This is a genomic window from Glacieibacterium frigidum, assembly GCF_007097155.1.
GTDB lineage: Bacteria > Pseudomonadota > Alphaproteobacteria > Sphingomonadales > Sphingomonadaceae > Glacieibacterium > Glacieibacterium frigidum.
The window spans coordinates 1,350,140-1,374,856 of record NZ_VJWA01000001.1; the positions used below are offsets into that span (position 1 = coordinate 1,350,140).

The 24,717-nt window shown below is 68.2% G+C and carries 26 protein-coding genes; 18 read left to right on the forward strand and 8 right to left on the reverse strand.

Annotated features, from left to right (window positions below; all coding sequences use genetic code 11):
- Positions 1–9: 9 nt before the first annotated feature.
- Positions 10–690 carry a DUF1013 domain-containing protein gene (locus tag FMM06_RS06485; protein ID WP_235889114.1) on the reverse strand — a complete coding sequence of 227 codons (681 nt, stop codon included), beginning with the start codon at positions 688–690 and terminating at the stop codon, positions 10–12.
- A 114-nt stretch (positions 691–804) separates the two neighbouring features.
- Between FMM06_RS06485 and kynU the strand changes: the two genes are divergently transcribed.
- Positions 805–2,016, forward strand: a complete 1,212-nt coding sequence (kynU, locus tag FMM06_RS06490; protein ID WP_144236472.1) for a kynureninase — start codon at positions 805–807, stop codon at positions 2,014–2,016.
- A complete protein-coding gene (locus FMM06_RS06495; protein ID WP_144236473.1) occupies positions 2,013–2,765 on the forward strand; it encodes a tryptophan 2,3-dioxygenase in 753 nt (250 codons plus the stop codon). Before kynU ends, FMM06_RS06495 begins: the two co-directional genes overlap by 4 nt.
- 41 nt (positions 2,766–2,806) lie before the next feature.
- On the opposite strand, the gene FMM06_RS06500 is transcribed toward FMM06_RS06495, so the two are convergent.
- On the reverse strand, positions 2,807–3,541 hold the full coding sequence (locus tag FMM06_RS06500; RefSeq protein WP_144236474.1) for a GTP pyrophosphokinase: 735 nt from the start codon (positions 3,539–3,541) through the stop codon (positions 2,807–2,809).
- A 292-nt stretch (positions 3,542–3,833) separates the two neighbouring features.
- Here FMM06_RS06500 and FMM06_RS06505 point away from each other — a divergent pair, with 292 nt between their 5' ends.
- Together FMM06_RS06505 and FMM06_RS06510 are read left to right on the forward strand one after the other, a co-directional pair.
- A complete protein-coding gene (locus FMM06_RS06505; RefSeq protein WP_144236475.1) occupies positions 3,834–4,994 on the forward strand; it encodes an FAD-binding domain-containing protein in 1,161 nt (386 codons plus the stop codon).
- Between the two features lie 57 nt (positions 4,995–5,051).
- On the forward strand, positions 5,052–6,194 hold the full coding sequence (locus FMM06_RS06510) for a hypothetical protein (RefSeq protein WP_144236476.1): 1,143 nt from the start codon (positions 5,052–5,054) through the stop codon (positions 6,192–6,194).
- Here FMM06_RS06510 and FMM06_RS06515 read toward each other — a convergent pair.
- The gene (locus tag FMM06_RS06515) at positions 6,191–7,177 is read right to left on the reverse strand and encodes an NAD(P)H-quinone oxidoreductase (protein ID WP_144236477.1); all 987 of its coding nucleotides are present in this window, start codon (positions 7,175–7,177) and stop codon (positions 6,191–6,193) included. The genes FMM06_RS06510 and FMM06_RS06515 overlap by 4 nt on opposite strands.
- Positions 7,178–7,223: 46 nt before the next feature.
- On the opposite strand from FMM06_RS06515, the gene FMM06_RS06520 reads away from it, so the two are divergent.
- Genes FMM06_RS06520 through FMM06_RS06530 form a run of 3 tightly spaced genes read left to right on the forward strand, consistent with a single transcriptional unit; the run spans position 7,224 to position 9,023 of the window.
- Positions 7,224–7,424, forward strand: coding sequence for a DUF1192 domain-containing protein (locus FMM06_RS06520; protein WP_144236478.1), 201 nt, complete (start codon positions 7,224–7,226; stop codon positions 7,422–7,424).
- A gap of 1 nt (position 7,425) precedes the next feature.
- Positions 7,426–8,310 (forward strand): aminotransferase class IV, encoded by an 885-nt coding sequence (locus FMM06_RS06525; protein WP_144236479.1) that lies wholly within the window; start codon positions 7,426–7,428, stop codon positions 8,308–8,310.
- Entirely contained in the window at positions 8,307–9,023 is a 717-nt protein-coding gene (locus FMM06_RS06530; protein WP_144236480.1) for a sulfotransferase-like domain-containing protein, read from the forward strand. Before FMM06_RS06525 ends, FMM06_RS06530 begins: the two co-directional genes overlap by 4 nt.
- Here FMM06_RS06530 and FMM06_RS06535 read toward each other — a convergent pair.
- The gene (locus FMM06_RS06535) at positions 9,020–9,433 is read right to left on the reverse strand and encodes a hypothetical protein (RefSeq protein WP_144236481.1); all 414 of its coding nucleotides are present in this window, start codon (positions 9,431–9,433) and stop codon (positions 9,020–9,022) included. The two genes, FMM06_RS06530 and FMM06_RS06535, sit on opposite strands and share 4 nt — an antisense overlap.
- Positions 9,434–9,543: 110 nt before the next feature.
- On the opposite strand from FMM06_RS06535, the gene FMM06_RS06540 reads away from it, so the two are divergent.
- From FMM06_RS06540 to FMM06_RS06590, 11 genes are all read left to right on the forward strand, one after another.
- Entirely contained in the window at positions 9,544–10,644 is a 1,101-nt protein-coding gene (locus FMM06_RS06540; protein WP_144236482.1) for an acyl-CoA dehydrogenase family protein, read from the forward strand.
- A 12-nt stretch (positions 10,645–10,656) separates the two neighbouring features.
- Positions 10,657–11,871 (forward strand): acyl-CoA dehydrogenase family protein, encoded by a 1,215-nt coding sequence (locus tag FMM06_RS06545; RefSeq protein ID WP_144236483.1) that lies wholly within the window; start codon positions 10,657–10,659, stop codon positions 11,869–11,871.
- Between the two features lie 135 nt (positions 11,872–12,006).
- A complete protein-coding gene (locus FMM06_RS06550) occupies positions 12,007–12,621 on the forward strand; it encodes a PEPxxWA-CTERM sorting domain-containing protein (protein WP_144236484.1) in 615 nt (204 codons plus the stop codon).
- A 66-nt stretch (positions 12,622–12,687) separates the two neighbouring features.
- A complete protein-coding gene (locus FMM06_RS06555; RefSeq protein ID WP_407925187.1) occupies positions 12,688–12,969 on the forward strand; it encodes an exodeoxyribonuclease VII small subunit in 282 nt (93 codons plus the stop codon).
- Positions 12,969–13,883: a polyprenyl synthetase family protein gene (locus FMM06_RS06560; protein ID WP_144236485.1), complete on the forward strand. Its 915-nt coding sequence runs from the start codon at positions 12,969–12,971 to the stop codon at positions 13,881–13,883. The genes FMM06_RS06555 and FMM06_RS06560 overlap by 1 nt, the downstream gene beginning before the upstream one ends.
- Positions 13,880–14,374, forward strand: a complete 495-nt coding sequence (gene coaD, locus FMM06_RS06565) for a pantetheine-phosphate adenylyltransferase (protein WP_144236486.1) — start codon at positions 13,880–13,882, stop codon at positions 14,372–14,374. Before FMM06_RS06560 ends, coaD begins: the two co-directional genes overlap by 4 nt.
- 61 nt (positions 14,375–14,435) lie before the next feature.
- The gene (locus FMM06_RS06570) at positions 14,436–15,122 is read left to right on the forward strand and encodes a peptidylprolyl isomerase (RefSeq protein WP_144236487.1); all 687 of its coding nucleotides are present in this window, start codon (positions 14,436–14,438) and stop codon (positions 15,120–15,122) included.
- Complete coding sequence (gene queA, locus FMM06_RS06575; RefSeq protein ID WP_144236488.1) at positions 15,123–16,145, forward strand: tRNA preQ1(34) S-adenosylmethionine ribosyltransferase-isomerase QueA; 1,023 nt, start codon at positions 15,123–15,125, stop codon at positions 16,143–16,145. It begins immediately after the preceding gene.
- 83 nt (positions 16,146–16,228) lie between these two features.
- Positions 16,229–16,819: a PEPxxWA-CTERM sorting domain-containing protein gene (locus FMM06_RS06580; RefSeq protein WP_235889116.1), complete on the forward strand. Its 591-nt coding sequence runs from the start codon at positions 16,229–16,231 to the stop codon at positions 16,817–16,819.
- 28 nt (positions 16,820–16,847) lie between these two features.
- Positions 16,848–17,966, forward strand: a complete 1,119-nt coding sequence (tgt, locus tag FMM06_RS06585) for a tRNA guanosine(34) transglycosylase Tgt (RefSeq protein ID WP_144236489.1) — start codon at positions 16,848–16,850, stop codon at positions 17,964–17,966.
- A gap of 48 nt (positions 17,967–18,014) precedes the next feature.
- On the forward strand, positions 18,015–18,278 hold the full coding sequence (locus FMM06_RS06590; RefSeq protein WP_144236490.1) for a PepSY domain-containing protein: 264 nt from the start codon (positions 18,015–18,017) through the stop codon (positions 18,276–18,278).
- Between the two features lie 9 nt (positions 18,279–18,287).
- On the opposite strand, the gene FMM06_RS06595 is transcribed toward FMM06_RS06590, so the two are convergent.
- The 4 genes from FMM06_RS06595 to FMM06_RS06610 form a co-directional block, all read right to left on the reverse strand.
- Positions 18,288–18,977 carry a CPBP family glutamic-type intramembrane protease gene (locus FMM06_RS06595; RefSeq protein ID WP_144236491.1) on the reverse strand — a complete coding sequence of 230 codons (690 nt, stop codon included), beginning with the start codon at positions 18,975–18,977 and terminating at the stop codon, positions 18,288–18,290.
- Entirely contained in the window at positions 18,974–19,777 is an 804-nt protein-coding gene (locus FMM06_RS06600; RefSeq protein ID WP_144236492.1) for an enoyl-CoA hydratase-related protein, read from the reverse strand. The genes FMM06_RS06595 and FMM06_RS06600 overlap by 4 nt, the downstream gene beginning before the upstream one ends.
- Before the next feature lie 61 nt (positions 19,778–19,838).
- Positions 19,839–21,398: a DEAD/DEAH box helicase gene (locus FMM06_RS06605; protein WP_144236493.1), complete on the reverse strand. Its 1,560-nt coding sequence runs from the start codon at positions 21,396–21,398 to the stop codon at positions 19,839–19,841.
- A gap of 137 nt (positions 21,399–21,535) precedes the next feature.
- Complete coding sequence (locus tag FMM06_RS06610) at positions 21,536–24,574, reverse strand: TonB-dependent receptor (protein WP_144236494.1); 3,039 nt, start codon at positions 24,572–24,574, stop codon at positions 21,536–21,538.
- Positions 24,575–24,717: the final 143 nt, after the last annotated feature.

Genomic DNA, 24,717 nt, shown 5'->3' on the forward strand with positions numbered 1-24,717 from the left:
CTCGGCCGCTCATCGACGGAAAAGCGCATCCCCCTGCTGCTGCGCCGTCCCGACCTCGGTCGGTGCCGGGCCGTGCTCGGCGATGTAGGCGGCCTGAACGCGCTCGGCGTTAAGCTGCTCGATCATCGCGGCGCGGTCGTCGTTGAACTTGCCCATGTCGACGGTGATCTCGATGCCCGCCTTCTTGGCGGCGGCGGTGACCAGCGCGTCCATCTCGCGCTGCGTCGTCAGGCCCAGCGTGACCGGGTCCTTGGCGGTGATGTTCGCCATGTTCCAGTGCGACTTGTCGCGGATCTTGGCGATCGTATCCTTGGTCGTGCCGATCAGCTTCGAAATCTGGTTGTCGGTGATCTCGGGGTGGTTGCGGACGATCCAGTAGATGCCATCGGGCTTGTCCTGGCGCTTGCTGACCGGCGTGTAGCGCGGGCCCTTGGTGCGGCGCAGCTGCTCGGGCTGCTTCTCGAGCACGAGGCGCGCGTTCGGGTCCTGCGAGACGCGGTCGATTTCGGCCTGCGTCAGCTCGCCCGAACGGATCGGGTCGCGACCGGTCATCTTGGTCGCGGCGGTGTCGTCGGCGATCGCTTGGATCTCCAGGATATGCAGCCCGCAGAACTCGGCGATCTGCTGGAAAGTCAGCGCGGTGTTGTCGACGAGCCAGGCGGCGGTCGCGTGCGGCATCAAGGGAGTCATGGTCGGCTCTTTCGCGAATACAGGAACAGCCGCCCCTCGCGGGACGGCTGTGACAGTTCGATGTAATGCCAAGCGGGGTGATGTTTCAAGCGGAATGCAGCTATTGGTCCGCGAATGTTCACTCGCGCCGACGCCCTCGCCCTCGATGCCGACGACCCGCTCGCCTTCGCCCGCGCGCGCTTCAGCCTGCCGGTCGGCCTGACCTATCTCGACGGTAACTCACTGGGCGCATTGCCCAGGCGGACCGCGACGCGGGTGGGCGACACGATCGCGCGCGAGTGGGGGCAGGGCCTCGTCGGCAGTTGGAGCGAGTGGTTCGGCTGGCCGGCGAAGCTGGGTGCGAAGATCGCGCGGCTGATCGGCGCGGGTCCGGACGAGGTCATCGTCACCGACAATACCTCGGTCAACGTCTTCAAGCTCGCCGCCGCCGCGCTGTCGCTGCGCCCCGAACGACGCGTCATCGTCACCGAGGCAGGCAACTTCCCGACAGACCTGTACATGTTGCGCGGCCTGGGTAGCCTGACGGACATCGAGGTCCGCGCCGTCGCGCCGGCCGAGATCGCAGGCGCGCTCGACGAGCATGTCGCCCTGCTGTGGCTGACCCACACCCATTACCGCACCGGCGCGGTCCACGACATGGCAGCGCTGACCGCCGCCGCTCACGCCAAGGGCGCGCTGGCGGGGTGGGACCTCAGCCACTCCGCGGGCGCAGTCGCGGTCGACCTCAAGGCGGCGCAGGCCGACCTCGCGACGGGTTGCGGCTACAAATACCTGAACGGCGGCCCCGGAGCGCCCGCGTACGCCTATGTCGCGGGCCGCCACCACGAGGCACTGACGCAGCCGCTGACCGGCTGGATCGGTCACGCCGCACCCTTCGACTTCGGCGACGACTATGCCCCCGCGCGCGGCGTCGCGCGGCTGCTGACCGGCACTCCCGGCGTCCTCGGCCTAGCAGCGCTGGCGAGCGGGTTGGCGACCTTCGACGGCATCGACATGCCCGCCGCCGCCGCCAAGAGCCGCGCGCTCGGCGACCTGTTCCTCGACCTCGCCGCCGAGCACTGCCCGGCCCTCGAACCCGCCTGCCCGCGCGAGGGGCGCGGCGCGCAGGTCAGCCTCCGCCACCCCCACGCCGAGCCAATCATGCAGGCGCTGATCGCCCGCGGCGTTGTCGGCGACGTGCGCCCGCCCGACGTGCTGCGCTTCGGGTTCCCGGCGCTTTACACGCGCTACGTCGACGTCTGGGACGGCGTCGAAGCCCTCGCGCAGGTGCTGGAGAGTGGCGAGTGGCAGGACTCCCGCTTCGCCCAGCGGCGGGCCGTCACATGAGCGGCGCGTTCGAGAACCCCGATCTCAGCTACGGCGATTACCTCGGCCTCGACCGACTGCTCGCCGCGCAGGCGCCGCTGTCGGACAGCCACGATGAGTTGCTGTTCATCATCATCCACCAGGCGTCGGAGCTGTGGATCAAGCTGTCGATCCACGAACTGACCGGCGCGCGCGACCGCATCGCCGCCGACGACCTGGGCGCCGCGTTCAAGATGATCGCGCGCGTCAGCCGCATCCAGACGCAGCTGATCCAGTCGTGGGACGTGCTCGCGACGATGACGCCGAGCGACTACCACGCCTTTCGCCCCAGCCTCGGCCAGTCGAGCGGCTTCCAGTCCTTCCAATACCGCGAGCTCGAATTCCTGCTCGGCAACAAGACCGCCGGCATCGGCGTTCACGCGAGCGACCCCGAGATCCACACCCACCTGCAGGCCGTCCTCGCCGCCCCCAGCCTGTACGACGAGTGCATCGCACTCCTTCGCCGCCGCGGTTTCGCCGACAGCGTCGATGCGGCATGGCTGACAGTGTACCGCGAGCCCGAACGCCACTGGGACCTTTACGAACTCGCGGAGAAACTCGTCGACCTCGAATTCCGCTTCCAGCAATGGCGCTTCGCCCACCTCAAGACCGTCGAACGCATCATCGGCCACAAGATGGGGACTGGGGGCACGGGCGGCGTGTCGTACCTCGCAAAGGCGTTGGAACAGTCGTTCTTTCCGGAATTGTTGAAGGTGCGAACGTCTATTTAGCGACCGTGAAAACTGAATGTAAAAAACAGCTGACCGACGAATCAACTTTCGCGAAAGCCTTCCCGAGCGTCACTAGCAAGTTTTTCTTCAGCAAGTTCTTGATATGCGTCACGCAAAAGACGCAACGAACGATCTTCGCTAGCTAGGCGCTCCGAGATCTCGGACATCAACCTCTCGTAGGTCAGGTTTACAATACCTGCATTGGCTGCCTTGTAGTGAAACTCGTGAGTTAGATCGGCCCAGGCGTCCTGAAGCTTTGTTCGGATCTGAATCTCACATTTAATCTTGTCATCGACAACTATTACATTATTATATCGGTCGCGACGTACGGCATCATAACTTACGTCAGCAGTCAAATGCAACGAACGATAGCCCGACCCCTTCGGCTTAGAGATGTAGTCTTCTGCCTCTCCACCAATCGCAAGATGGTTTGATTTCTCAATAAAATGGCGAATACCCTCACAATCATCAATAAACCAGCATGTCACTCGAGCCCCGATCAAGTCTCCTACAACTTCGGTCGGATAGTAGAATTGCGGCCAATCTTTTCTGCTAAGCTTAAGAAGGAAGCTCTGAAGTGACTTTACTCGGGAGCCGATTGTCACAGCCTCCGGAGGTAGTTTGTTAGCGATAGTGTACGCAAGGGCGAGCTGGCTAAGCCGTATATTGAGCACCTCCCGTATTTGCTCGAGATCGCGCCCATAGCGGCTGTAGAAGCGCGTGGCGCGGGAGGTTAACTGTACAGAATCGAGTGGTAGCAAACTTTGGTCGATCATAAGCGTCCCCCGATTGAGCACCGTGTCTCAAATGCGGAAAACACTAGAACAGTCATTTACGAATGTGTCACTGCTTCGATCCGCGGATGTGACTCCGCCGCGTCGGGTGGGGCGCAACATCGGTTACCGGCCGCGCCCCAAGAAGAACAACGGCACAGTTCGCGCACGGGCGTGGCAGAAAGGACGTCTCGAATGCCGCTCGACATCTACGCAGGATGGCGTTGACAAGGGTGACGAGGCGGCGCGACCTTCTACCACGCGCCCATAATCGGGTTCGCCGCTACCACGCCCCATGCTCTTCACCCCCACCCGCGCCGCCGCCCTCGCCACACTCGCTGCCTTCGTCGACCGCGCGGGCCGCGACTATGCCGAGACGCGCAACTTCGACCATGGGCCGGGCGAGCGGGGCAACGTGTCGGGGTTGTCGCTCTATCTCCGCTACCGGCTGGTGACCGAGGACGAGGTCGTCGCCGCGGTGCGGGCTCGGCATCCGGGGCAGGCGGCCGACAAGTTCGTGCAGGAGGTGATCTGGCGGAGCTATTGGAAGGGGTGGCTCGAGCTGCGGCCGAGCGTGTGGACCGACTATCTGGGCGATGTCGCGCGGCTGGAGGGCCAGTCGGGCGGGTGGCGGCGCGATTATGAGCGGGCGCTTGTCGGGCGAACCGGGATCGACTGCTTCGACGCCTGGATCGCCGAGCTGGCCGAACACGGCTACCTCCACAACCACGCGCGGATGTGGTTCGCGAGCATCTGGATCTTCACGCTGAACCTGCCGTGGCAGCTCGGCGCGGCGCTGTTCGAGCATCATCTTTTCGACGGCGATCCGGCATCGAATACCTTGTCGTGGCGCTGGGTCGCAGGACTGCAGACGGTCGGCAAGACCTATCTGGCGACCGCCGGCAATATCGCGCGCTACACCGGGGGGCGGTTCGTGTCCGCCGGGCTGGCGACGCAGGCGCGGCCAATTGCCGGGCCACCGGTGCCGCCGGCGGGGACGCTCGCTGCGGCCGACCCGCGGCCGACCGGGCGGGTCGGGCTGTTGATCGGCGAGGACGATCTGTCGCCGGAAACGCTCGATTTGGGCGGACTGGAGATCGCGGCGGTCGCCGGCCTTGGCCAGACCCGAGGGCGCGCCGCCGCGGTCGAGACATTCGTTCGCGACGCCCTCGACGATGCCTGTGGACGCGCCGCCGCCGCGTGGCAGGTTCCCGCGACCGCCCTCACCGATGCCACGCCCGCCACGGTCGCGAAGTGGGCGTCCGCGCACGGTCTCGATCGGATCGTCGTCGCCCATGCCCCCGTCGGGCCGGGGGCGCAGCATCTGGCCGAGATCACGCAGGCTCTGCAGCAGCAGGGCATCACCGTCAGCCGCATCCGCCGTCCGTGGGACGAGCGCGCCTGGCCCCACGCGACGCGCGGGTACTTCGCTTTTCGCGAGCGTTTTCAGGCCTGAGAGGCACCGATCCGGCTTCCCGTCGTTACTGCGCCACACATGCGCAGGGAGGTCGCCATGTCCAGAGTCGGTGCCGTTGCCATTGTCCCCGTGGCGCTGCTGGCGGCGGCCGCGGCGCCGGCCGGGTGGGTCGAGCGGGCGGGGCAGGGGCCCGGGGTGGTGTACGACTCGAAGGCGGCTCCGATGACGTCGGTGATCGTATTTCCGCCGAATGCGGTACCCGGCTTCGGTGCCGAGACGCTGCGCAAGCTGATCGGCAGGATACCGGTCTGTCCGGTCGCGGGGCGGATCGACGCGCCGGCCGGCGAAGGCAGCCTGCGACTGATCGCCGGCGCCGCCGACCGGCGCTGCATCGTGCAGGCGCGGCAGCTGACGGGCGGTGAATGGCGGGTCGTGCTCGGCATGGCGTCGGGGCGCGGTGCGATGGCGGAGAGCGCGCTGCTGAGTGCGGTAGGGCAGTTCGCGGGCACGTCCGCAGCGCGCAGGCCTTCAACAACCTTGCCGGCTCCGGTCGGAACGCAGGCGCCGGGCATCGCAGCGTCGGTGCCGGCCGGCGGCAGGCTGCCACAGCCCGTCGGCGCGGTGATCCGCGGCGCGAGCAGCTTCGTCGGCTATCCGCCGATGATGACCTTCACCAACACGCCCTGGTTCCTGTTCCCCGGCGGCATCGCGACCGACTGTACGCAGGTCGCTCCCGGCGCGCCGCCGACGTTGGCGATGCTGCGGGCGCGCAAGGATTGTACGGGCGGGCGCTGGAGGCGCGCGGGCGGCAAGATCGCGCTGCAGGTCGAGGACGGCGACCCTTGGATCACCGACATGGTGCACGAACTGGCCCCGGTGCCGCGCGGCACCCGTCTCGACTTCCGCGGGCAGACGAAGAGCGGCGCAGGGTTCGACAACGCCATGGGCGGCGGCAGCACGTCGACGACGAGCTACGGCGGCTTCACGCTGACCGCGGACGGACGGATCGAGACGAGTATGTCGTCGTCGGTCAACTTCAGTAGCAGCAGCGCCGTCGCTTATGCGGGCGGCAGGAAGCAGGGGGTACGCGGGCGCTACGAGATCGACGGCTATGTGCTGCGCGTCGCGCTCGACGGCGGGCCGGTGACCGACCGCTATGTTCTGTTCGACAAGGGCGGCAAGCCGACCTACGGCCATGTCTATTTCGAGGGGCGGCAGTACTGGCTGCCGCGCCGCTAAGTCGCGAGGATGATCTTCCCAACGTGATCGCCCGCCTCCATGCGGCGGTGCGCCTGCGCGGCGTCGGTGAGGGGCAGGACGATGTCGGTCACGGACTTGAGCTGACCGCTCGCGAACAGTGGCCAGACCTCGCGCTCCAGCGCCGCTGCGATCGCCGCCTTGAACGCCTTCGGGCGGGGGCGGAGGGTGGAGCCGGTGAGGGTAAGGCGACGGCGCATGACGTCGCTGAAATTGACCTCCGCCTTCGGCCCGCGCTGGAAGGCGATCGAGACGTGGCGGCCGTCGTCGGCGAGGCTCGCGATGTTCTTCGGGATATAGTCGCCGCCGACCATGTCGAGGACGACGTCGACGCCCTTGCCGCCGGTGATCGCGGTGACCTCGGCGGCCCAGTCTTGTGTCTTGTAGTTGAGCGCGTGGTCGGCCCCCAGCGCACGTGCGGCGTCGCACTTGGCGTCGCTGCCGCAGGTGACGATCACCGTCAGCCCGCGCGCCTTCGCCAGCAGGATCGCGGTGACGCCGATGCCGCTGGTGCCGCCGTGGATCAGCACGGTCTCGCCCGCGGCGGCGCGGCCGCGCTCGAATAGGTTCGACCAGACGGTGAAATAGGTCTCGGGGATACCGGCGGCGTCGGTCAGGCTCATACCCGCCGGCACGGGCAGGCACTGGGCGGCGGGGGCGACGGCATATTCGGCATAGCCGCCGCCGGCGATCAGCGCGCAGACCGTGTCGCCTGCCTGCCAGCGCCCGCTGCCGGTGACGACCTCGCCCGCGACCTCGAGGCCGAGGATCGACGGCGTGCCCGGCGGCATCGGGTAGAGGCCGAGGCGCTGCAGCACGTCGGGGCGGTTCACGCCCGCGGCGGCGACGCGGATCAGGACTTCGCCGTCGCCGGGGATGGGGACGGGGCGGGTGACGGGGACCAACAGCTCAGGGCCGCCGGCACGCTCGGGGTCGATCGCGGTCATCGTTGTCGGGATGGTCATGGGGGCGATATTGACTTGGGGGCTCGCCGGGTCAACGATTCCGCGCATGGACATGGACGACCTGATGCCCCCGCCGCGCAAGGACGGCGCGCTCGCGCAGCTGCTGGCCGAGGACCTCGACCGGCTGTCGCTGACTGAGCTCGACGCCCGCATTGCGGCGCTGGAGGGGGAGGTGGCGCGCACCCGGGCAAAGCGCGCAGGGGCGACCGCCTTCCGCAGCGCCGCCGACAGCCTGTTCAAGCGCTAGGATGGCGGGCAGCCAGGACTTCGCGCCCGATCCGCGCAACGCCGACCTGAAGATCTGGCTGAACGGCACGCTGGTGTCGCGCGCCGAAGCCAAGGTGTCGGTGTTCGATGCGGGGTTCGTGCTCGGCGACGGCATCTGGGAGGGGCTGCGGCTGCACCGGGGGCGGCTGTTGTTCCAGGAGGCGCATCTCGACCGGCTGTATCGCGGCGCGACGAGCATCGCGCTCGACCTGCCGCCGCGCGCGTATTTCCTGGACGCGATGGTCGAGGTGCTGGCAGCGAACGACATGCACGACGGGGCGCATTTGCGGCTGATGGTGACGCGCGGCGAGAAGCGGGCGGCGAACCAGGATCCGCGCAATGCGCTGGGGGTGCCGACGGTGGTGGTGCTGGCGGAGTACAAGCAGCCGACGCCGAACATGACGCTTCGGCTGCACACGTCCACGATCCGAACGACTTCGGCGCAGATGTTCGACATGCGGATCAACTCGCACAGCCGCCTGCCGCTGATCCTCGCGCTCAACGAAGCGATCGCCGCCGGAGCGGACGAGGCGCTGATGCTCGATCCGCAGGGCAATATCGCGAGCTGCAACGCGACCAACTTCTTCTGGGTGCGGGACGGCGAGGTGCGGACGTCGAGCGGCGACTACTGCTTCAACGGCGTGACGCGCGCCAACGTCATCGCGCTGTGCGAGGCGAACGGGATACCGCTGCGATGCGGGGACTTCGCGCCGAGCAACCTCAAGGATGCGAGCGAGGCGTTCGTCACCGGCACCTTCGGCGGGCTGACACCGGTTTCCGCGATCGATGGGCGGGCATTGTCCACGGGACAGGTCACGTCGCGGCTTAAGGCGCTCTATGAAGCGCTGAAGGACGCCGACGCATGAGGATCGCGATGTGGTCGGGGCCGCGCAACCTGTCGACCGCGCTGATGCGCAGCTTCGGCGCGCGGGCGGACACGTTCGTCAGCGACGAGCCCTTCTACGGCGCTTACCTGCGCGAGACCGGCGACGATCAGCCGATGAAGGCGGAGGTGATCGCCTCGATGGACTGTGACTGGGCCTCGGTGGCCCGCACCATGTCCGGATCGATCCCGGGCGGCGCGCCGATCTGGTATCAGAAGCACATGGCGCACCACATGGAGGGGCCCGTCGGCATCGCCGATCTGTCCGGACATGCCCACGCCTTCCTGATCCGCGACCCGGCGCGGGTGATCGCCAGCTATGCCGCGAAGCGAGTGGCGGTGCGGGCGGACCATCTGGGCCTCGCGCGCCAATGCGAATATTTCGACCGCGAGGCCGACCGGCTGGGTCATGCGCCGCCGGTGGTCGATGCGGTCGACATCCTCCGCAACCCAGCGGACGTGCTGGGGCGGCTGTGTGTCGCGCTTAGGATCGCGTGGGATCCGGCGATGCTGAGCTGGGAGCCGGGGCGGCGCGCGACCGACGGCGTGTGGGCAGCGCACTGGTACGGTGCGGTCGAGGCCTCGACGGGGTTCGGCGCGCCTGACGACAGGGTGCCGTCAGTGCCTGACGAGGTGCTGCCCGTGCTCGACGCGTGCCGGCCGCATTACGACTATCTGGCGGGCTTCAGGCTCTAGACCAGCGGCGGCCCGTCGCTCGCCGCGATCAGCTTGCGCGCGACATCGTCACCGCTGCCGAACACGATCCACATCGGCGCACCCACCGCGGTCCCGAGCGCGGTCAGCACTGCGAACATGCCGCCGAACAGCGCGACCATCGCGGTCGCGCCCGCGACGCCGGCGCGCTCGGCGGGGGAGCGCTCGTCCCAGGCGTTGCGCTTGATCGCGTCGCCCAGGCGGCGGATGATCGGCCAGCCGGCCTTGCCGTCGATCGTCGCCATGAACGCCTCGCGCGACTTGCTGAACGGGTCGTCGCTGCTGCCCCGGATATCGAGCAGCTTCTGCGCCCAGGCGGCGATCGCGCGCCGCTCCTCGGGCGTGGAGCCCTCGATCAGTTCCTCGACGACCTTGGCTTCGACGCTGCTCATCGCTGCTGCTCCCGGTGTAGTGCCTTGCTCAAACACTGTGGCGATGCAGCGCCCCTTGCGCAAGGCTGACGTTAACGTAAGGTGCGCCGACCTCTGGGGAGAGCGACCGCGTGAATTTCGATTTTTCCGACGATGCCAAGGCGTTGCGCGAACAGGCGCGGCGCTTCCTCGACGAGCGCGCGACGACCAAGGTGGCGCGCACGCAGATGGCGGCCGACTCGCCTTATGACACGATGCTGTGGACGCAGGTCGTCGAGCTCGGCTGGACCGCGGCGCGCGTCCCCGAGGCGATGGGCGGCCTCGGCCTTGGCGGCGACGAGGCGTGCGTGCTGGCCGAGGAGATCGGCCGCAGCCTAGCGCCCGTGCCGTTCATGTCGACCCTGCTCGCCACCGAGGCGCTGGTGCTCGTCGGCACAGAGGAGCAGCAGACGCGCTGGCTCGGCGGCTTTGCCGAGGGCGCGCTGATCGGCTGCGTCGGCTGGGGGGAGGGCGATGCCGCCTCCCCGGCGCGCGCGGGCGCCAAGGTGACCGGCGACCGCATCACCGGCATCAAGGTGCCGGTGCCCGACCTGATGGCCGCCGACGTCGCGCTGGTCTCGGCGCAGGGGCCCGACGGGGTGCAGCTGTATGTGATCGACCTCAGCGATCCCGGCGTGACGCGCGAGGCGGCCGACACGATCGATCTCGTCCGCCGCCACGGCAGACTGACGCTGACCAATGCGCCGTGCGCACCGCTCGGCACCCCCGACACCTACCACGAGTGGCTCGACCGCGCCGCGATCCTGACCTCGTTCGAGGCGCTGGGGACGGCATCGGCGGCGATGGCGATGGCGATCGGCTATGCCAAGGAGCGCACCGCCTTCGGCCAGAAGATCGGTCGCTACCAGGGCGTCAAGCACAAGTGCGCCGACATGTACATCAAGCTCGAACTGGCCCGCGCGCACGCGCTGCACGGCGCCTGGGCGATGCAGGACGGGGCGGCCGAGCTGCGCCAGGCTGCGGCAGCAGCGCGCGTCGCCAGCCTCGATGCGCTCGCCTATTGTGCCGAGGAAAATCTGCAGATCCACGGCGGCACGGGGTTCACCTGGGACAGCGACTGCCAGTTTTACTACCGCCGCAACCGCGCGATCGTCGCGGCGCTGGGGTCGAAGACGTGGTGGTCGGACCGGCTGGTGCGTGCGCTTGAACGGCGCAACGCGCTGGCGGCTTGAGGGAGTAGCGACATGGACTTCAACGATACCCCCCAGGAAGCCGAGTATCGCACCAAGGTGCGTGCCTGGATCGACGCCAATATCGGCGAGTTCCGCGATGTGCCCGACACCATGGACCGCGCCGACTTCGTCGCGCGCTCGAAGCGCTGGCAGACCAAGAAGTACGAGGCCGGTTTCACCGGCATCACCTGGCCCAAGGCGTTCGGCGGGCAGGGTCTCGGCCCGATGAACCAGATCGTCTTCAACCAGGAGGAAAGCCGCTTCCACGCGCCTACCGAGCTGTTCTCGATCGGGCTCGGCATGTGCATCCCCACCGTGTTCAGCCACGGCTCGCAGGCGCTGATCGACCGCTATGTCGCCAAGGCGCTGAGCGGCGAGGAGGTCTGGTGCCAGCTGTTCTCCGAACCCGTCGCGGGATCCGACCTCGCGGGCATCCGCACCAAGGCGGTCAAGGACGGCGACGACTGGGTGATCGACGGCCAGAAGGTTTGGACGACCAACGCGCACCTCAGCGATTTCGGCATCATCGTCTGCCGCACCGATCCGTCGAAGCCCAAGCACAAGGGCCTGACGATGTTCATCGTCGACATGCACGCGCCGGGCGTCGAGGCGCGGCCGCTGAAGCAGATGTCAGGGGGCAGCGACTTCAACGAGGTGTTCTTCACCGGCGTGCGCGTGGCCGACAGCCACCGTGTCGGCGCCGAGGGCGACGGCTGGAAGGTCGCGCTGACCACGCTGATGAACGAGCGCCTCGCGGTCGGCGGCAAGCCGCGCCACGCGCCGGGCTATGCGACGCTACTCGACATGGCGAAGCGCGTGCAGCGCGACGACGGCGCGGCGATCGAGGCGGCCGACGTGCGCCAGCGTATCGCTGCGACGTACATCGCCGACGAGGGCATCAAGCTGACCCAGATGCGCGCGCTGTCGGCGCTGTCGAAAGGCGAGATGCCCGGGCCTGAGTCGTCGATCGCCAAGGTCGTCGTCGCCAAGACGATGCAGGACATGGCGGCGTTCGCGCTTGACCTGTCGGAGAGCGGCGGTTTCGTGACCGGCGCCGAGACCGACCCCGACGTGGCGCGCCTGCAGGGCAGCTATCTCTGGTCGGCGGGCCTGCGCATCGCCGGCGGCACCGACGAGATCCTGCGCAACATCATCGCCGAACGCGTGCTGGGCCTGCCGGGCGACCTGCGGCCCGACAAGGACCTGCCGTTCAACGCGGCGGCGTGATTTATCACCGATATGTCGGATAACCTTACATTCCGGTTCCGCAACGACTTGTAAGTCGTTGGATTGGCGTGTGCCGGAGTCTGGCACATCTATTGCATCTCGAAAATCATTCGTGCCGTTAGTGGAGTCGCAAAGATGTTCGCCAAGACTGTTCTGGGTTCGGTCATCGCGGCAACCGTGTCGGTCGCCGCGCACGCCGTCACCGTCGTGCCCGTCAGCGCCGTCGGCTCGTCGAGCTTCCCGACCTACAACGACACCTTCGCGATCGACCAGGGCCCGGGTTCGGCCACCACCGACTGGGCATCGCTCGGCCAGGGCAGCGCCTCGCGCCTCAACCTCGACCTCGGCGCGGTCTACACGCTCGACACCGCATTCGTCACCGACCGCGTCACCTCGGGCGGCGGCAACGGCGGCTATGTCGGCGGCACGACCGACTTCACCACCAGCTTCTTCCTGCAGGCCTATACCGACGCGACCTTCACCACGACGCTCGGCAGCGCGGTGATCGTCAACCAGGCGACGCCGGGCAGCCCGTCGGGTCCGTCGAGCTTCCTGAACACCGTGTCGCTGAGCGGCTTTACCGCGCGCTATATCCAGTACGGCGTGATCAGCTCGAACGGCGCCAACCCCGGCCTGTCGAACATCGCCTTCAACGCAGTGCCCGAGCCCGCGACCTGGGGCCTGCTGATCGCCGGCTTCGCCGTGGTCGGCATCGCCGCCCGCCGCCGCCGCACGGCCGTCGCCGCCTGAATTCGGCACGAGTGAAACGATCGACGGCGGCGGGTCACACCGCCGCCGTTTTCGTGAGCGCGCTGCATGCTTGACCCCCGCCAGCCGCCCGTCCATCACGTGCCGATGACCGATGCGCCGACCACCGACCTGAGCTTCGAGGACGCCCTCGCGCGGCTCGAGAAAATCGTCCAGCAGCTTGAGGCGGGCGATGCCCCGCTGGAGGCGTCGATCGACCTTTATACCGAGGGCCAGCGCCTGAAGGGCGTCTGCGAGGCGAAGCTCGCGGGCGCGACCGCTCGGATCGAGGCGATCCAGCAGAATGCCGACGGCCAGGCGGTCGGCACCCGCCCGTTCGACGCCGCCTGATGCCGGCGCTGCACTTGGTACAGGCCTCGATCAGTCTGAAGCCCGCGCTGGATGCCATCGGCAAGTCGATGGATCAGCGCTTCGACCGGCTGCTCGCCGTGCCCGACGACGGCCGCGCACGGCTGTACGAGGCAATGCGCCACGCGGTCATCGGCGGCGGCAAGCGGATGCGGCCGCTGCTCGTCGTCGCCGCCTGCGACCTGTTCCACGTCGACCGCGAGCGCGCGCTGCGCGTCGCCATCGCGATCGAGGCGGTGCACTGCTATTCGCTGATCCACGACGACCTGCCGTGCATGGACGACGACGACCTGCGTCGCGGCAAGCCGACCGTTCACAAGGCCTTCGACGAGGCGACCGCGGTGCTGGCTGGCGATTCGCTGCACGCGCTCGCCTTCGAGGTGCTGAGCGAGCCAGCGACGCACGAGGATCCGTTCGCGCGCGCCGAACTGGTGCTCGAACTCGCCCGCGCCAGCGGCCCGGCGGGCATGGCAGGCGGCCAGATGATGGACCTGACCGCCGAGCACGCGGCGTTCGACATCGGCGCCACCACCCGCCTGCAGCAGCTCAAAACAGGCGCGCTGATCGGCTTCTGCCTCGAGGCGGGCGCCATCATGGGGCGCATCCCCGAAAGCGGGCGCACGCCCCTGCGCGGCTATGCCCGCGACCTGGGCCTCGCGTTCCAGATCGCCGACGACCTGCTCGACGTCGAGGGTTCGTCGGCCAAGACCGGCAAGGCGGTGCAGAAGGATGCGGCCGCCGGCAAGGCGACCTTCGTCTCGCTGCTCGGCGTCGACCGCGCGCGCCAGCAGGCGACGATGCTGATCGACCAGGCGATCGAGCACCTCAAGGATTTCGGCCAGGAGGCCGACCTGTTGCGCGCCATCGCGCGCTTCGCGATCGAGCGCGACCGGTGACCACCCGCATCGGCGTCTATCCGGGCACGTTCGACCCCGTCACGCTGGGCCACATGGACATCATCCGGCGCGGTGCGAAGCTCGTCGACCGGCTCGTGATCGGCGTCGCGACCAACCCGTCGAAGTCGCCGATGTTCACGCTGGCCGAGCGCGTCGCGCATGTCCGGCGCGAGACCGAGGGCATGACGAATATCGCGGTCGTCGAGTTCGACGCGCTACTGATGAAGTTCGCCGAGAGCCAGGGCGCGTCGATGATCGTCCGCGGGCTGCGCGCCGTCGCCGATTTCGAGTATGAATACCAGATGGCGGGGATGAACCAGCAGCTCAACAGCCGGATCGAGACCGTCTTCCTGATGGCCGATGTCGCGCTGCAGCCGATCGCGTCGAAGCTGGTCAAGGAAATCGCGATGTACGACGGCGACGTCCGCAAGTTCGTCACGCCGCGCATCGCCGCCGACATCACGGCGCGCGTCGCGCAGCTGAAAGGGTGACGTTCAGCCCCGCGAAAGCGACAGGACGTTACGCGGCGAGCAACTTCATGGGGACCTGCACTTGATCCGACGTTCCATCCTGACCGGCCTGGCCGTGCTGGCGCTGAGCCCCGCCTTCGCGCAGGGGCGCAAGGAGCCCGAGGTCGCGACGACGCCCAAGCCGCTGCCGACGCAGACCAAGGACGTCGTGCTGACGACGCCGCCGGTGACGCCCGAGAATACGCTCAACCTCGACCTGTCGAGCGGCGGGCGCGTGTCGATCCAGATGCGCCCCGATGTCGCGCCGCTGCATGTCGAGCGCATCAAGACGCTGGTGCGCGAGAAATTCTACGACGGGCTGGTCTTCCATCGCGTCATCGAGGGCTTCATGGCGCAGGGCGGCGACCCGACCGCCACCGGCCAGGGCGGATCGAAGCTGCCCGACCTGAAGGCCGAATTCAACGACCTGCCGCACGTCCGCGGCGCGGTCGCGATGGCGCGCGCTACCAGTCCCGACAGCGCCAACAGCCAGTTCTACATCGTCTTCCAGCCGGTGCTGAAGCTCGACCGCAACTACACCGTCTGGGGCCGCGTGTTTGCGGGCATGGACATCGTCGACGCGATCGAGCGCGGCGAGCCGCCCGCCAACCCGACCAAGATCGTCCGCGCCTCGATCGGCAGCGACAACGTGCCCCCGCCGGCACCGAGCACGCCGATCCCCGCGGCGCCTGCGCCTGCGCCCGTCGTGCCGGGGACGCCGCAGCTCTAAGTGCGCGTCGCCGACTTCGATTTCGAACTGCCCCCCGACCGCATCGCGCTGCGCCCCGCCGAGCCGCGTGACAGCGCGCGCCTGCTCGAGGTCACGCCGCACGCGCTGAGCGACCTCGGCATCGCCGACCTGCCCGGGCGGTTACGGCGCGGCGATGTCCTCGTCTTCAACGACACGCGCGTCATCCCGGCGCAGCTGTCGGGCACCCGCGGCCAGGCGCGGATCGGCGTGACGCTCCACAAGCGCGAGGGCGTGTGGCGCTGGTGGGCGTTCGTCCGCAACGCGCGGCGGCTGGCGGTGGGCGACACGGTCGACTTCGGCCACGGGTTGTCCGGAAAGGTCCTCGAAAAGGCCGACGACGGCGCGATCCTGTGGGAGTTCGCGGCCAGCGTGCCGTTCGAAATCGCGCTCGCAGCCGCCGGGGTGATGCCGCTGCCGCCTTACATCGCGTCGAAGCGCCCCGCCGACGACCGTGACGCCGCCGACTACCAGACGATGTTCGCGCGGGAAGCCGGGGCAGTCGCCGCACCCACCGCCGGGCTGCACTTCACCCCCGCGCTGCTCGCCGCGCTCGACGCGGCGGGGATCGCGCGCGAGACGGTAACCCTCCACGTCGGCGCGGGCACCTTCCTGCCGGTCAAGGCCGAGGACACCGACGACCATGCGATGCACGCCGAATGGGGCAGCCTCGACGCCGCGACCGCCGCGCGCCTGCAGGCCGTCCGCGCGAGCGGCGGCCGGGTGATCGCCGTCGGCACGACAAGCCTGCGCGTACTGGAAAGCGCTGGGCTCGACGCCTGGTCGGGCGACACCCGCATCTTCATCACCCCCGGCTACCGCTTCCGCGCGGTCCACGGTTTGCTGACCAACTTTCATCTGCCGCGTTCGACCCTGTTCATGCTGGTCAGCGCAATGATGGGGCTGGACACCATGCGTGCCGCCTACGCGCACGCCGTCGCGCACGAATACCGCTTCTACAGCTATGGCGACGCATGTCTGCTGTTGCCCGATACGCAGGCGTAACAAGCTGAAACTTCACGATTAAGTAACGAAACTGTCGAACTCGCGGGGCTAGTCTGGCGCTGGAAATTGCCACCGGGAGCCCCATGATGCTGCGCAGCCTGTTGACCGTCCTCGCCCTTGCCGCAGCCGTGCCGCTGCACGCGGGCGTGCTGACCGAGGACTTCGGTTCGCCCTATGCCGGGTGGGAGACGCGCTGGTTCGCGCAAAATTCGAACGCCACGCGCGTGTTCTTCGATCCCAACGACCGCGGCAACAACGTCACCGGCCTGACCGTTTTCGACGGCAACCCCTTCGACGGCGGCCAGGTCCGCATCCTGTTCGATGCCGACTTCGCCCGCACGATCCGCAACTTCTCGTTCGATATCCTCGGCTACAACCAGCAGACGCTCGACGTCTTCGACATCGACGGCAACTCGCTGCTCAACGTCGTCATCACCCCCGTCGCCGGCCCGCCGTACGACTTCGCGCAGAGCGGCTACACCCGCTTCAGCGTCGATTCGACCAATGGCATCGGCGGCTTCTCGCTGCTGCCGTTCGGCGCCGAGTACAACTACTCGATCGACAACCTCGCCGCGACGGTTCCCGAGCCCGCGAGCTGGGCGCTGATGATCGGCGGCTTCGGGCTGGTCGGTGCGGCGCTGCGCCGTCGCCGCGGGGCGTCCGCGCTGGCGTGAGCCCGGGGCGGCGGCTACACGCCGCCGCATGACCACACGCTTCGAGTTCAGCATTCAGGCCCGCGATGGTGCCGCGCGTACCGGCACCATCGCGATGGCCCGCGGCACCATCCGCACGCCTGCCTTCATGCCCGTCGGCACCGCCGCGACGGTGAAGGCGATGCGCGCCAGCGAGGTGCGCGCGGCGGGCGCCGATATCATCTTGGGCAACACCTATCACCTGATGCTGCGCCCCGGGGCCGAGCGCGTCGCGCGGCTGGGCGGCCTGCACGATTTCATGGGCTGGTCGGGGCCGATCCTGACCGACAGCGGCGGCTATCAGGTGATGAGCCTGAGCACGCTGACCAAGCGCAGCGAGGAGGGGGTGGCGTTCGCGTCGCACCTCGACGGGTCTAAGCACATGGTGACCCCCGAACGCTCGATCGAGATCCAGCGCCTGCTCGGCTCCGACATCGTCATGGCGTTCGACGAGCTCGTCGCGCTGCCCGCCGAGCGCCCGGTGGTGGAGGCGGCGATGCAGCGATCGATGCGCTGGGCGGCGCGGTCGCGCACTGCGTTCGATGCGCTCGGCGACACCGGCGCGATCTTCGGCATCCAGCAGGGCGGTCTCGACGAGCGGCTGCGCGCCGAGAGCGCCGCCGCACTGACCGGCATCGGCTTCCACGGCTATGCGATCGGGGGCCTGGCGGTAGGGGAGGGGCAGGAGGCGATGTTCGGCGTCCTCGACTATGCGACCGCGCAACTGCCCGCCGAAGCGCCGCGCTACCTGATGGGGGTCGGCAAGCCCGACGACATCGTCGGCGCAGTCCGGCGCGGCGTCGACATGTTCGATTGCGTGCTGCCGACGCGCTCGGGGCGCAACGGCCAGGCCTTCACGCGCGACGGGCCAGTGAACCTGCGCAATGCGAAGCACGCCGAGGACAAGGCACCGCTCGATCCCGGCTGCGCCTGCCCGGTGTGCAACGGGCCGTCGCGCGCCTACCTCCACCACCTGACGAAGGCAGGCGAGATGCTCGGCGCCATGCTGCTGACCGAGCATAATATCTGGTTCTACCAGCAGCTGATGGCCGACCTGCGGGCGGCGATCGCGGAGGGGCGGTTGGAGGCATTCGCGGAGGGGTTCCTCGCGCGCTACCGCCAGGGTTGAGGGAACGACCTTTCGTCGCACCGGTTTGACCGGGCGAAGGAGAGACCAATGCTTAAGATCGTACTGCTCGCGACGACCCTCGCGGTTGCAACTCCGGCGCTGGCCGACGACCGTGCCCCCAACGCCGCCGAGACGGTCGCGCTGAAGAAGAGGATGGCCAGCCTCGGCTATGTCAGCTGGGAAGAGGTCGAGCTCGACGATGACGGTCCGTATTGGGAGATCGACGACGCCCGCAAGGCCGACGGCAAGCGCTTCGATGTGCGGCTGGCCCCCCGCACGCTTGCCCTGATCCGCGCGGTCGCCGACGACTGATCGCGGCGCCTAGCGCGTCCGCCGCCCGCCCGCCCAGGTCGCATAGGCGATCGCCGCGATCATCAGCGCGATCTGCGCGGGCCAGAACAGCATCTTCGCCGCCGCGTGCCAGGCGACCGCGACCGCGACCGAGCGTGTCCGACGGACTGCCTGCGCGAGGCCGAAGCTCGCGACGGCGACCAGCGCCGCAAAGCCCGCCGCGAATTGCAGGCTGTCGTACAGGTCGGCCAGGAAGGTCCAGTGCCAGGCGTACCACAAGGGCGCTGTGATGACCGCGACCTGCCATGTCTTCAGGCTCGCGAGTTCGTCGTGCAGCCAGCCGCGCCAGCCGAGCTCCTCCCCGATGCAGTAGATCACCACGGTTAGCGCGAAGGTGAAGCCGTCGACATGCGGCCCCAGGTGCGGCTTTGCGAGGCCGAAGGCAGCGACGAGGATGATGGGCGCGAGAAGCGCGAGCAACGCTGTGCGCGGGCTTTGGCCGAGGAAGGTCACGATATCAGGCCGCCGCCGCGTCACCAGCAGCGCCGCCATCGCGCCCGCCGCGGGTCCGAAGCCCACGAGGATCGAATCGTCGATACGCAGTGTCGTGTCGCCGACCGGAAAATGCAGCGCACCCCAGCGAGCCGCCGCCCAGGACCACAGGCACGCGACGACGAAGAACAGCGCGACCGCGCCCCAATTCGGTCGCCGCGTCGTCATTTGCCGCTGAACGCCGCCGGCCGCTTCTGCAGGAAGGCGCTGACGCCCTCGATGAAGTCCGGCGACCCGCCCGCCAGCCGCTGGTTGCGGCGTTCGAGCATCAGTGCCTCGGTCAGCGACTTGTCGAGCGAATCGCGAATACCGTGGCGGATCAGCGACAGCGCGCGCGTCGGGCCCTTCGCGAGCTTGGTGGCGATCGCGGTCGCGGTCGGCATCAGCTCGACATCGTCGACCACCTGGTAGATCATGCCCCAGTCGAGCGCGGTCGCGGCGGGAATGCGCTCGCCCAGCATCATCATCGCCTGCGCGCGCGCCTTGCCCGCGAGGCGCGGCAGCAGCCACGTCGAGCCGACGTCGGGGACGAGGCCGATGTTGACGAACGCCTGGAGGAAATACGCCGACTTCGCCGCGATCACGATGTCGCCGCTCAGCGCGAACGAGCAGCCGGCGCCCGCCGCGGGCCCGTTGACCGCGGTGACGAAGGGCACCGGCAGCGCGAACAGCCGCTCGAGCAGCGGATTGAAATGGGTTTCGAGTACTTTGCCCGCGTCTACCGCGCCGCCGCTAAGCGCGCTGCTCGCGGTATCTCCGCCCGCCAGGTCGGCCCCGCTCGAAAAGCCGCGGCCCGCGCCGGTCAGCAGCAGGCAGCGCGACTTGCCCTCGTCGCGAACCCGGTCGACGGCGTGGATCATCTCGGCGATCAGCGCGGTGTGCAGCGCGTTGAGCATCGCGGGGCGGTTGATCGTCAGCGTCGCGACGCCGTCGGTCTCGTCGAACAGGATATGCTCGTAGGTCGTCATGGTCGCCCCCAAGGTTGACGTTTGCGTCAACCCTAGCAGCTTTGCGCGCGACCGGAAGGCGTCAGATGACGACGGTCGCCTTGGCAAGCAGGAACGACGGGATGCCTTCCTCGCCGAACCCGACGAAGCTGGGTCCGTCGCCGTCGTCGCGGCGGCCGCGACGATCGTCGCCATCTTCGCGACGGCCACGGCCACGATCGGACTCGCGCCCACGATCGGACGTGCGGCCACGCTCGGGCTCGCGCTCACGGCGGGGCGGGGCGGGGCGCTCCTCGCGCGGCTCGCTGCGCGGGGCAGGGGCCTCGGCGACCGGAGCGGCCGCCTCGACAGCCTGCTCGGCACGCTCGCCACCGCTGCGACCCTTGCCGCCGCGACGGCGGCGCTTTCGCGGCGCTTCGCCATCAGCGCGCGGGGCGCGCTCTTCCTGCAGGGCCTCGGGGTCGGCAACGGCGTCGGTCGGGACCGCGAGCACTTCGGCGACCTCGGCGACTTCCTCGGGCGCGGCGGCGACGGCACCGTGGCGGGGCACCTTGTGGCCGATCAGCTTCTCGACCTCGCGGAGGTTCTCGTCCTCGTCGGGGGTCATCAGCGTGTAGGCAATGCCCGTGCGCCCGGCGCGGCCGGTGCGGCCGATGCGGTGGACATAATCCTCGGCATGGTGCGGCACGTCGTAATTCACGACATGGCTGACGCCCGGAACGTCGAGGCCGCGTGCCGCGACGTCGGAGGCGACGAGGATCAGGATCTCGCCCGACTTGAAGCGGTCGAGCTCGCGGATGCGGTCGCCCTGTTCCATGTCGCCGTGGATCTGGCCGGCGCTGAAGCCCGCCTTCTTGAGCACGTCGGCGAGCTCGCGGACGTCCTTCTTGCGGTTGCAGAACACGATGGCGTTGCGGACCTCGTCGTCGCGCAGCAGCTTGCGCAGCGCCTCGCGCTTGCCGCGGCTGGTCGTCTCGACGACGAACTGCGCGATCGACGCGTTGGTGGAGGCTGGCCGCGCGACCTCGATCGTCTTGGGATCGGTCATGAAGCGGTCGGCGAGCTTCTTGATCGGCGCGGGCATGGTGGCCGAGAACAACAGGGTCTGGCGCGGCGTCGGCAGCTTGGTGCAGATTTCCTCGATGTCGGGGATGAACCCCATGTCGAGCATGCGGTCGGCCTCGTCGATGACGAGCAGGCTGCACTGGTTCAACATGATCTTGCCGCGCCCGAACAGGTCCATCAGGCGGCCCGGCGTCGCGATCAGCACGTCGACGCCCTTTTCCAGCGCCGCGAGCTGGTCGCCCATCGACACGCCGCCGATCAGCAGCGCCATGCTGAGCTTGTGATACTTGCCATACTTGTCGAAATTCTCGCTGACCTGCTGCGCCAGTTCGCGCGTCGGCTCGAGGATCAGCGAGCGCGGCATGCGCGCCCGGCTGCGCGAGCCCGCCAGGATGTCGATCATCGGCAGCACGAACGACGCCGTCTTGCCGGTGCCGGTCTGTGCGACACCGACGATATCGCGGCCCATCAGGACCGACGGAATGGCCTGCTGCTGGATCGGCGACGGGGTCGTGTATCCGCTGTCTGCGACGGCGCGGAGCAATTCCTCCGACAGGCCGAGGGCTTCGAAACTCATGCAAATCCTAGGTCAGTGGCGGCGGTATCGCGCACCCGGCCCGCGCATGCGCAAGCTTTGAGGGAAAAGTCAATGTTGGCCCTAAGAAAAGGGCGGGGATTGCTCCCCGCCCTTGCCCCTGCTGACCAGCGGGAAGGCTAGAACTTGACGCCCGCCGCGATGCCGTAGCGGCGCGGTTCGAGGGTGAAGATGTTGGTGAACAGGCCCGACGACTGGTCGGTGACGTACTGGCCGGTCACCGCGTCGTTGTCGCCCAGGTTCTGGACGAAGCCGCGGACGAACCAGCGCTCGCCGGGGCCGTTGAGTTGGATCTGCGCATTCATGATCGTGTAGCTCGGGATGCGGTTGATCAGCTTCGTCTGGCCGGGCGTGTCGCCGTTGAAGACGCTGCCGAAGCTGTCGCCGGTCAGCACGATGTCGAAGCGCGGCACGACCGACCAGCCGTTGCTGCCGACGTCGGCCGTGTACTGGATGCCCGCCGACGCCTTGTAGTTCGGCGACTGCGGCAGCTCGTTGCCCTTGATGTTGACGGTCTGACCCTCGCTCAGCACCTGGATGCCGCCGAAGTTCGCGCCAGCCGCCGCCGCGACACCGGTCAGCGCCGCGCAGACGCTGAATGCGCCCGTCGCGCCGTTGATGCCGCTGCCCGCCGGGAAGGCGGTCGGGGCGCGCAAGCCCGCGCCGGCCATCAGGCCCGGGATACCACCGGCGTTGATCGTATTGTTGACGAACCCGACGAAGGCATTGGCACCCGCCGCATTGCCCGCCGTGGTCGGCACGACGGTGCAGTTCGAGCCGTTGGCGATGTCCTTGATGATCACCGCGTCGCTGCGGCCGCCCGACGGATCGCGCGGGTTCGACAGGAACTTGTCCTGCGCGACCTTGGTGTGGAGGTAGCTGATGCCGAAGTTGAGGACGAGGGCGCGGATCGGCGCGACGATCGCGTCGATCTCTAGGCCGTAGATGTTGGCGTTGACGTTGTCGTTGACCGACGTCCGCGCGACGATGCGGCTGAGCTGCAGCCCCTTGTACTTGTAGTAGAAGGCGGTTGCGTTGAGGCGCAGCGTGCCGTCGAGGAAGCTGTTCTTCGACCCGACCTCGAAGGCGTCGATGAACTCGGGGTCGAAGCTGTCGGTCACCGCGAACACTGGCGACAGCGGCGGGTTCACGCCGCCCGACTTGTAGCCGCGCGAGTAGGATGCGTAGAGCAGGTTGTCGTCGGTGATCTTCCAGTCGACCACGGCGCGCCCGGTGAACTCAGAGAAGTTGGCGTCGCGCTCTTGGAACAGCTGGTTGCCGGCGCGGCCCGGATCGGCGTCGAAGCTGCCGACGAACGGCGAGTTGAAGGCGTCGGTCGCGCTGTACGGCACCGGGAAGGCGGCGAGCGCGGTGCGCTGGCGCACGAACTTCTTGTCGTTGTTGTAGCGGACGCCGACGGTCACCTTCACCGTGTCGGTCAGGTTGTAATAGGCCTCGCCGAAGATGCCGTAGGACTTGAGCGTGAAGTCCTTCTGGTTGTTACGGAAGAACGGCGAGCCGAGATAGACCGGCGGGAAGCTGGTGTTGCCCGCCCCCTGCTGGCCCAGCGCCGTCGCCGCACCGAGGACGCCGGCGATATAGTCGATGCCGAACGCGTTGACATAATAGTCGACGTCGGTCGTCTCGACCCGGTTGTAGATCGCGCCGAGCAGGAAGTTGAAGGCGCCGTCGAACTGGCTGGAGAGCACTGCCTCGCCGGTATACGCCTTGTTCTTGTAGCTCGACCGGTCGTAGTCCTGCGCGGTCGCCGAGCAGACACCGTTGCCGCCGAAAACGCCGGTGCCGGTCGGCTCGGGCAGCGACGAGCACAGCTGGCCGGTCGGGCCGTTCGGGATGAGCGCACTGGCAACCGGCCTGAAGACGTTGGCGAGCGCCGCGCCGCCCGCACCGCCCGCATAGGCGGCGAGCGTGCCGAGGCCCTGTGCGTACAAGGCGCGGTTGGTCACCGACAGGTTGTAGTCCTGCGACGAGCGCAGCTGGTTCTGCTGATATTGGCCCGAAATCTTGATGCTGACGCCGCCGAAGTCGTGCGTGATGCGCGCCTGCGCCTGGATTTCGTCGGTGAAATAGGTCGGCGTGAAGTCGGTGTTGACGACGCGCGGGTCGGCCGGGTTGACGTTGCCCTGATAGGTGTCGGGGCCATACAGGCTGCCGAGGCCGAGCGCGCCGATCGCGGCGCCGCCCTGGGTCGTCAGGAATTCGCGCGACGACAGGGTGCCGACGAAGGTCGCGTTGTTGTTGGTCGTGCCATAGGCGGCGCCGCTGGGCAGGCAGCCCAGGATGCCGGTCGGGTCGCGGTCGCACAGCTGCTTCTGGATGCGCAGGCGGTTGTCGCTCTCGCGGAAATAATAGCCCATCAGGTCGATGGTCGTCGCGTCGGTCGGCTTCCAGCGGAGCGAGCCGCGGATCGCGTACTGGTCGCGGTCGTCGATGCGCGAATTGTCGAACAGGTTCTTCGTGTAGCCGTCGCGCTTCAGGTACGTGCCCGCGACGCGCGCCGACAGGTTCTCGCCGAGCGGGATATTGATGAAGCCCTTGGCCTTGTACGATTCGTAATTGCCGTACTCGCCTTCGATCCCGGCCTTGAACTCGCCGAGCACCGGCTTGGCGGTGATGAAGTTGACGACGCCCGCGGTGGCGTTGCGGCCGAACAGCGTGCCCTGGGGCCCGCGCAGCACCTCGACCCGCTCAATGTCGAAGAACTCGGTCTCGAACAGGCGCGTACCGAACAGCGGCAGGTCGTTGGCGTGGATCGCGGTCGCGCTGTCACAGGTGCCGCCGACGCACAGGTCGCCAACGCCGCGGATGGTGAAGGTGGAGCCGGTGAAGTTGCTCTTGGTGAAGGTGACGTTGGGCAGCGTCAGCTGAAGATCCGACGGGTTGTCGATCTGTTGCTTCTCCAGCGCCTCGGCGGTGAAGGCGCTGACGGCGATCGGCACGTCCTGCAGGCTCTGGCCGACGCGCTGGGCGGTGACGATGATGTCGTCGATGCCGCTCGACTCGTCGAGGGCGGCCGCAGCTGGGGCAGGGGCGGGCGGTGCCGCCGGCGCCTGAGCGGCCGCGGGCATCGAGAGCAGCGCAGCCGCGGAAACGCCCGAGACGAGCATGGCGCGCGTGAAATTATTGATAGGCCGCATGCGGCGATCCTCCCCTGTTTGCCCGCGACGCCGCACATGTTGCCCATGCAGTCGTCGACACCGCACGGGACCTACCGGCGGCTTCGGACCCGATACAACAGGCTTTGACGGCGCTTGTCCAGCGCAGGCGGCGCTTTGGACGC

Coding starts and splice junctions, on each gene's coding strand:
- FMM06_RS06485 (WP_235889114.1), bottom strand. CDS start 690: ATGACTCCCTTGATGCCGCACGCGACCGCCGCCTGGCTCGTCGACAAC.
- kynU (WP_144236472.1), top strand. CDS start 805: ATGTTCACTCGCGCCGACGCCCTCGCCCTCGATGCCGACGACCCGCTC.
- FMM06_RS06495 (WP_144236473.1), top strand. CDS start 2,013: ATGAGCGGCGCGTTCGAGAACCCCGATCTCAGCTACGGCGATTACCTC.
- FMM06_RS06500 (WP_144236474.1), bottom strand. CDS start 3,541: ATGATCGACCAAAGTTTGCTACCACTCGATTCTGTACAGTTAACCTCC.
- FMM06_RS06505 (WP_144236475.1), top strand. CDS start 3,834: ATGCTCTTCACCCCCACCCGCGCCGCCGCCCTCGCCACACTCGCTGCC.
- FMM06_RS06510 (WP_144236476.1), top strand. CDS start 5,052: ATGTCCAGAGTCGGTGCCGTTGCCATTGTCCCCGTGGCGCTGCTGGCG.
- FMM06_RS06515 (WP_144236477.1), bottom strand. CDS start 7,177: ATGACCATCCCGACAACGATGACCGCGATCGACCCCGAGCGTGCCGGC.
- FMM06_RS06520 (WP_144236478.1), top strand. CDS start 7,224: ATGGACATGGACGACCTGATGCCCCCGCCGCGCAAGGACGGCGCGCTC.
- FMM06_RS06525 (WP_144236479.1), top strand. CDS start 7,426: ATGGCGGGCAGCCAGGACTTCGCGCCCGATCCGCGCAACGCCGACCTG.
- FMM06_RS06530 (WP_144236480.1), top strand. CDS start 8,307: ATGAGGATCGCGATGTGGTCGGGGCCGCGCAACCTGTCGACCGCGCTG.
- FMM06_RS06535 (WP_144236481.1), bottom strand. CDS start 9,433: ATGAGCAGCGTCGAAGCCAAGGTCGTCGAGGAACTGATCGAGGGCTCC.
- FMM06_RS06545 (WP_144236483.1), top strand. CDS start 10,657: ATGGACTTCAACGATACCCCCCAGGAAGCCGAGTATCGCACCAAGGTG.
- FMM06_RS06550 (WP_144236484.1), top strand. CDS start 12,007: ATGTTCGCCAAGACTGTTCTGGGTTCGGTCATCGCGGCAACCGTGTCG.
- FMM06_RS06555 (WP_407925187.1), top strand. CDS start 12,688: ATGCTTGACCCCCGCCAGCCGCCCGTCCATCACGTGCCGATGACCGAT.
- FMM06_RS06560 (WP_144236485.1), top strand. CDS start 12,969: ATGCCGGCGCTGCACTTGGTACAGGCCTCGATCAGTCTGAAGCCCGCG.
- FMM06_RS06580 (WP_235889116.1), top strand. CDS start 16,229: ATGATGCTGCGCAGCCTGTTGACCGTCCTCGCCCTTGCCGCAGCCGTG.
- tgt (WP_144236489.1), top strand. CDS start 16,848: ATGACCACACGCTTCGAGTTCAGCATTCAGGCCCGCGATGGTGCCGCG.
- FMM06_RS06590 (WP_144236490.1), top strand. CDS start 18,015: ATGCTTAAGATCGTACTGCTCGCGACGACCCTCGCGGTTGCAACTCCG.
- FMM06_RS06595 (WP_144236491.1), bottom strand. CDS start 18,977: ATGACGACGCGGCGACCGAATTGGGGCGCGGTCGCGCTGTTCTTCGTC.
- FMM06_RS06600 (WP_144236492.1), bottom strand. CDS start 19,777: ATGACGACCTACGAGCATATCCTGTTCGACGAGACCGACGGCGTCGCG.
- FMM06_RS06605 (WP_144236493.1), bottom strand. CDS start 21,398: ATGAGTTTCGAAGCCCTCGGCCTGTCGGAGGAATTGCTCCGCGCCGTC.
- FMM06_RS06610 (WP_144236494.1), bottom strand. CDS start 24,574: ATGCGGCCTATCAATAATTTCACGCGCGCCATGCTCGTCTCGGGCGTT.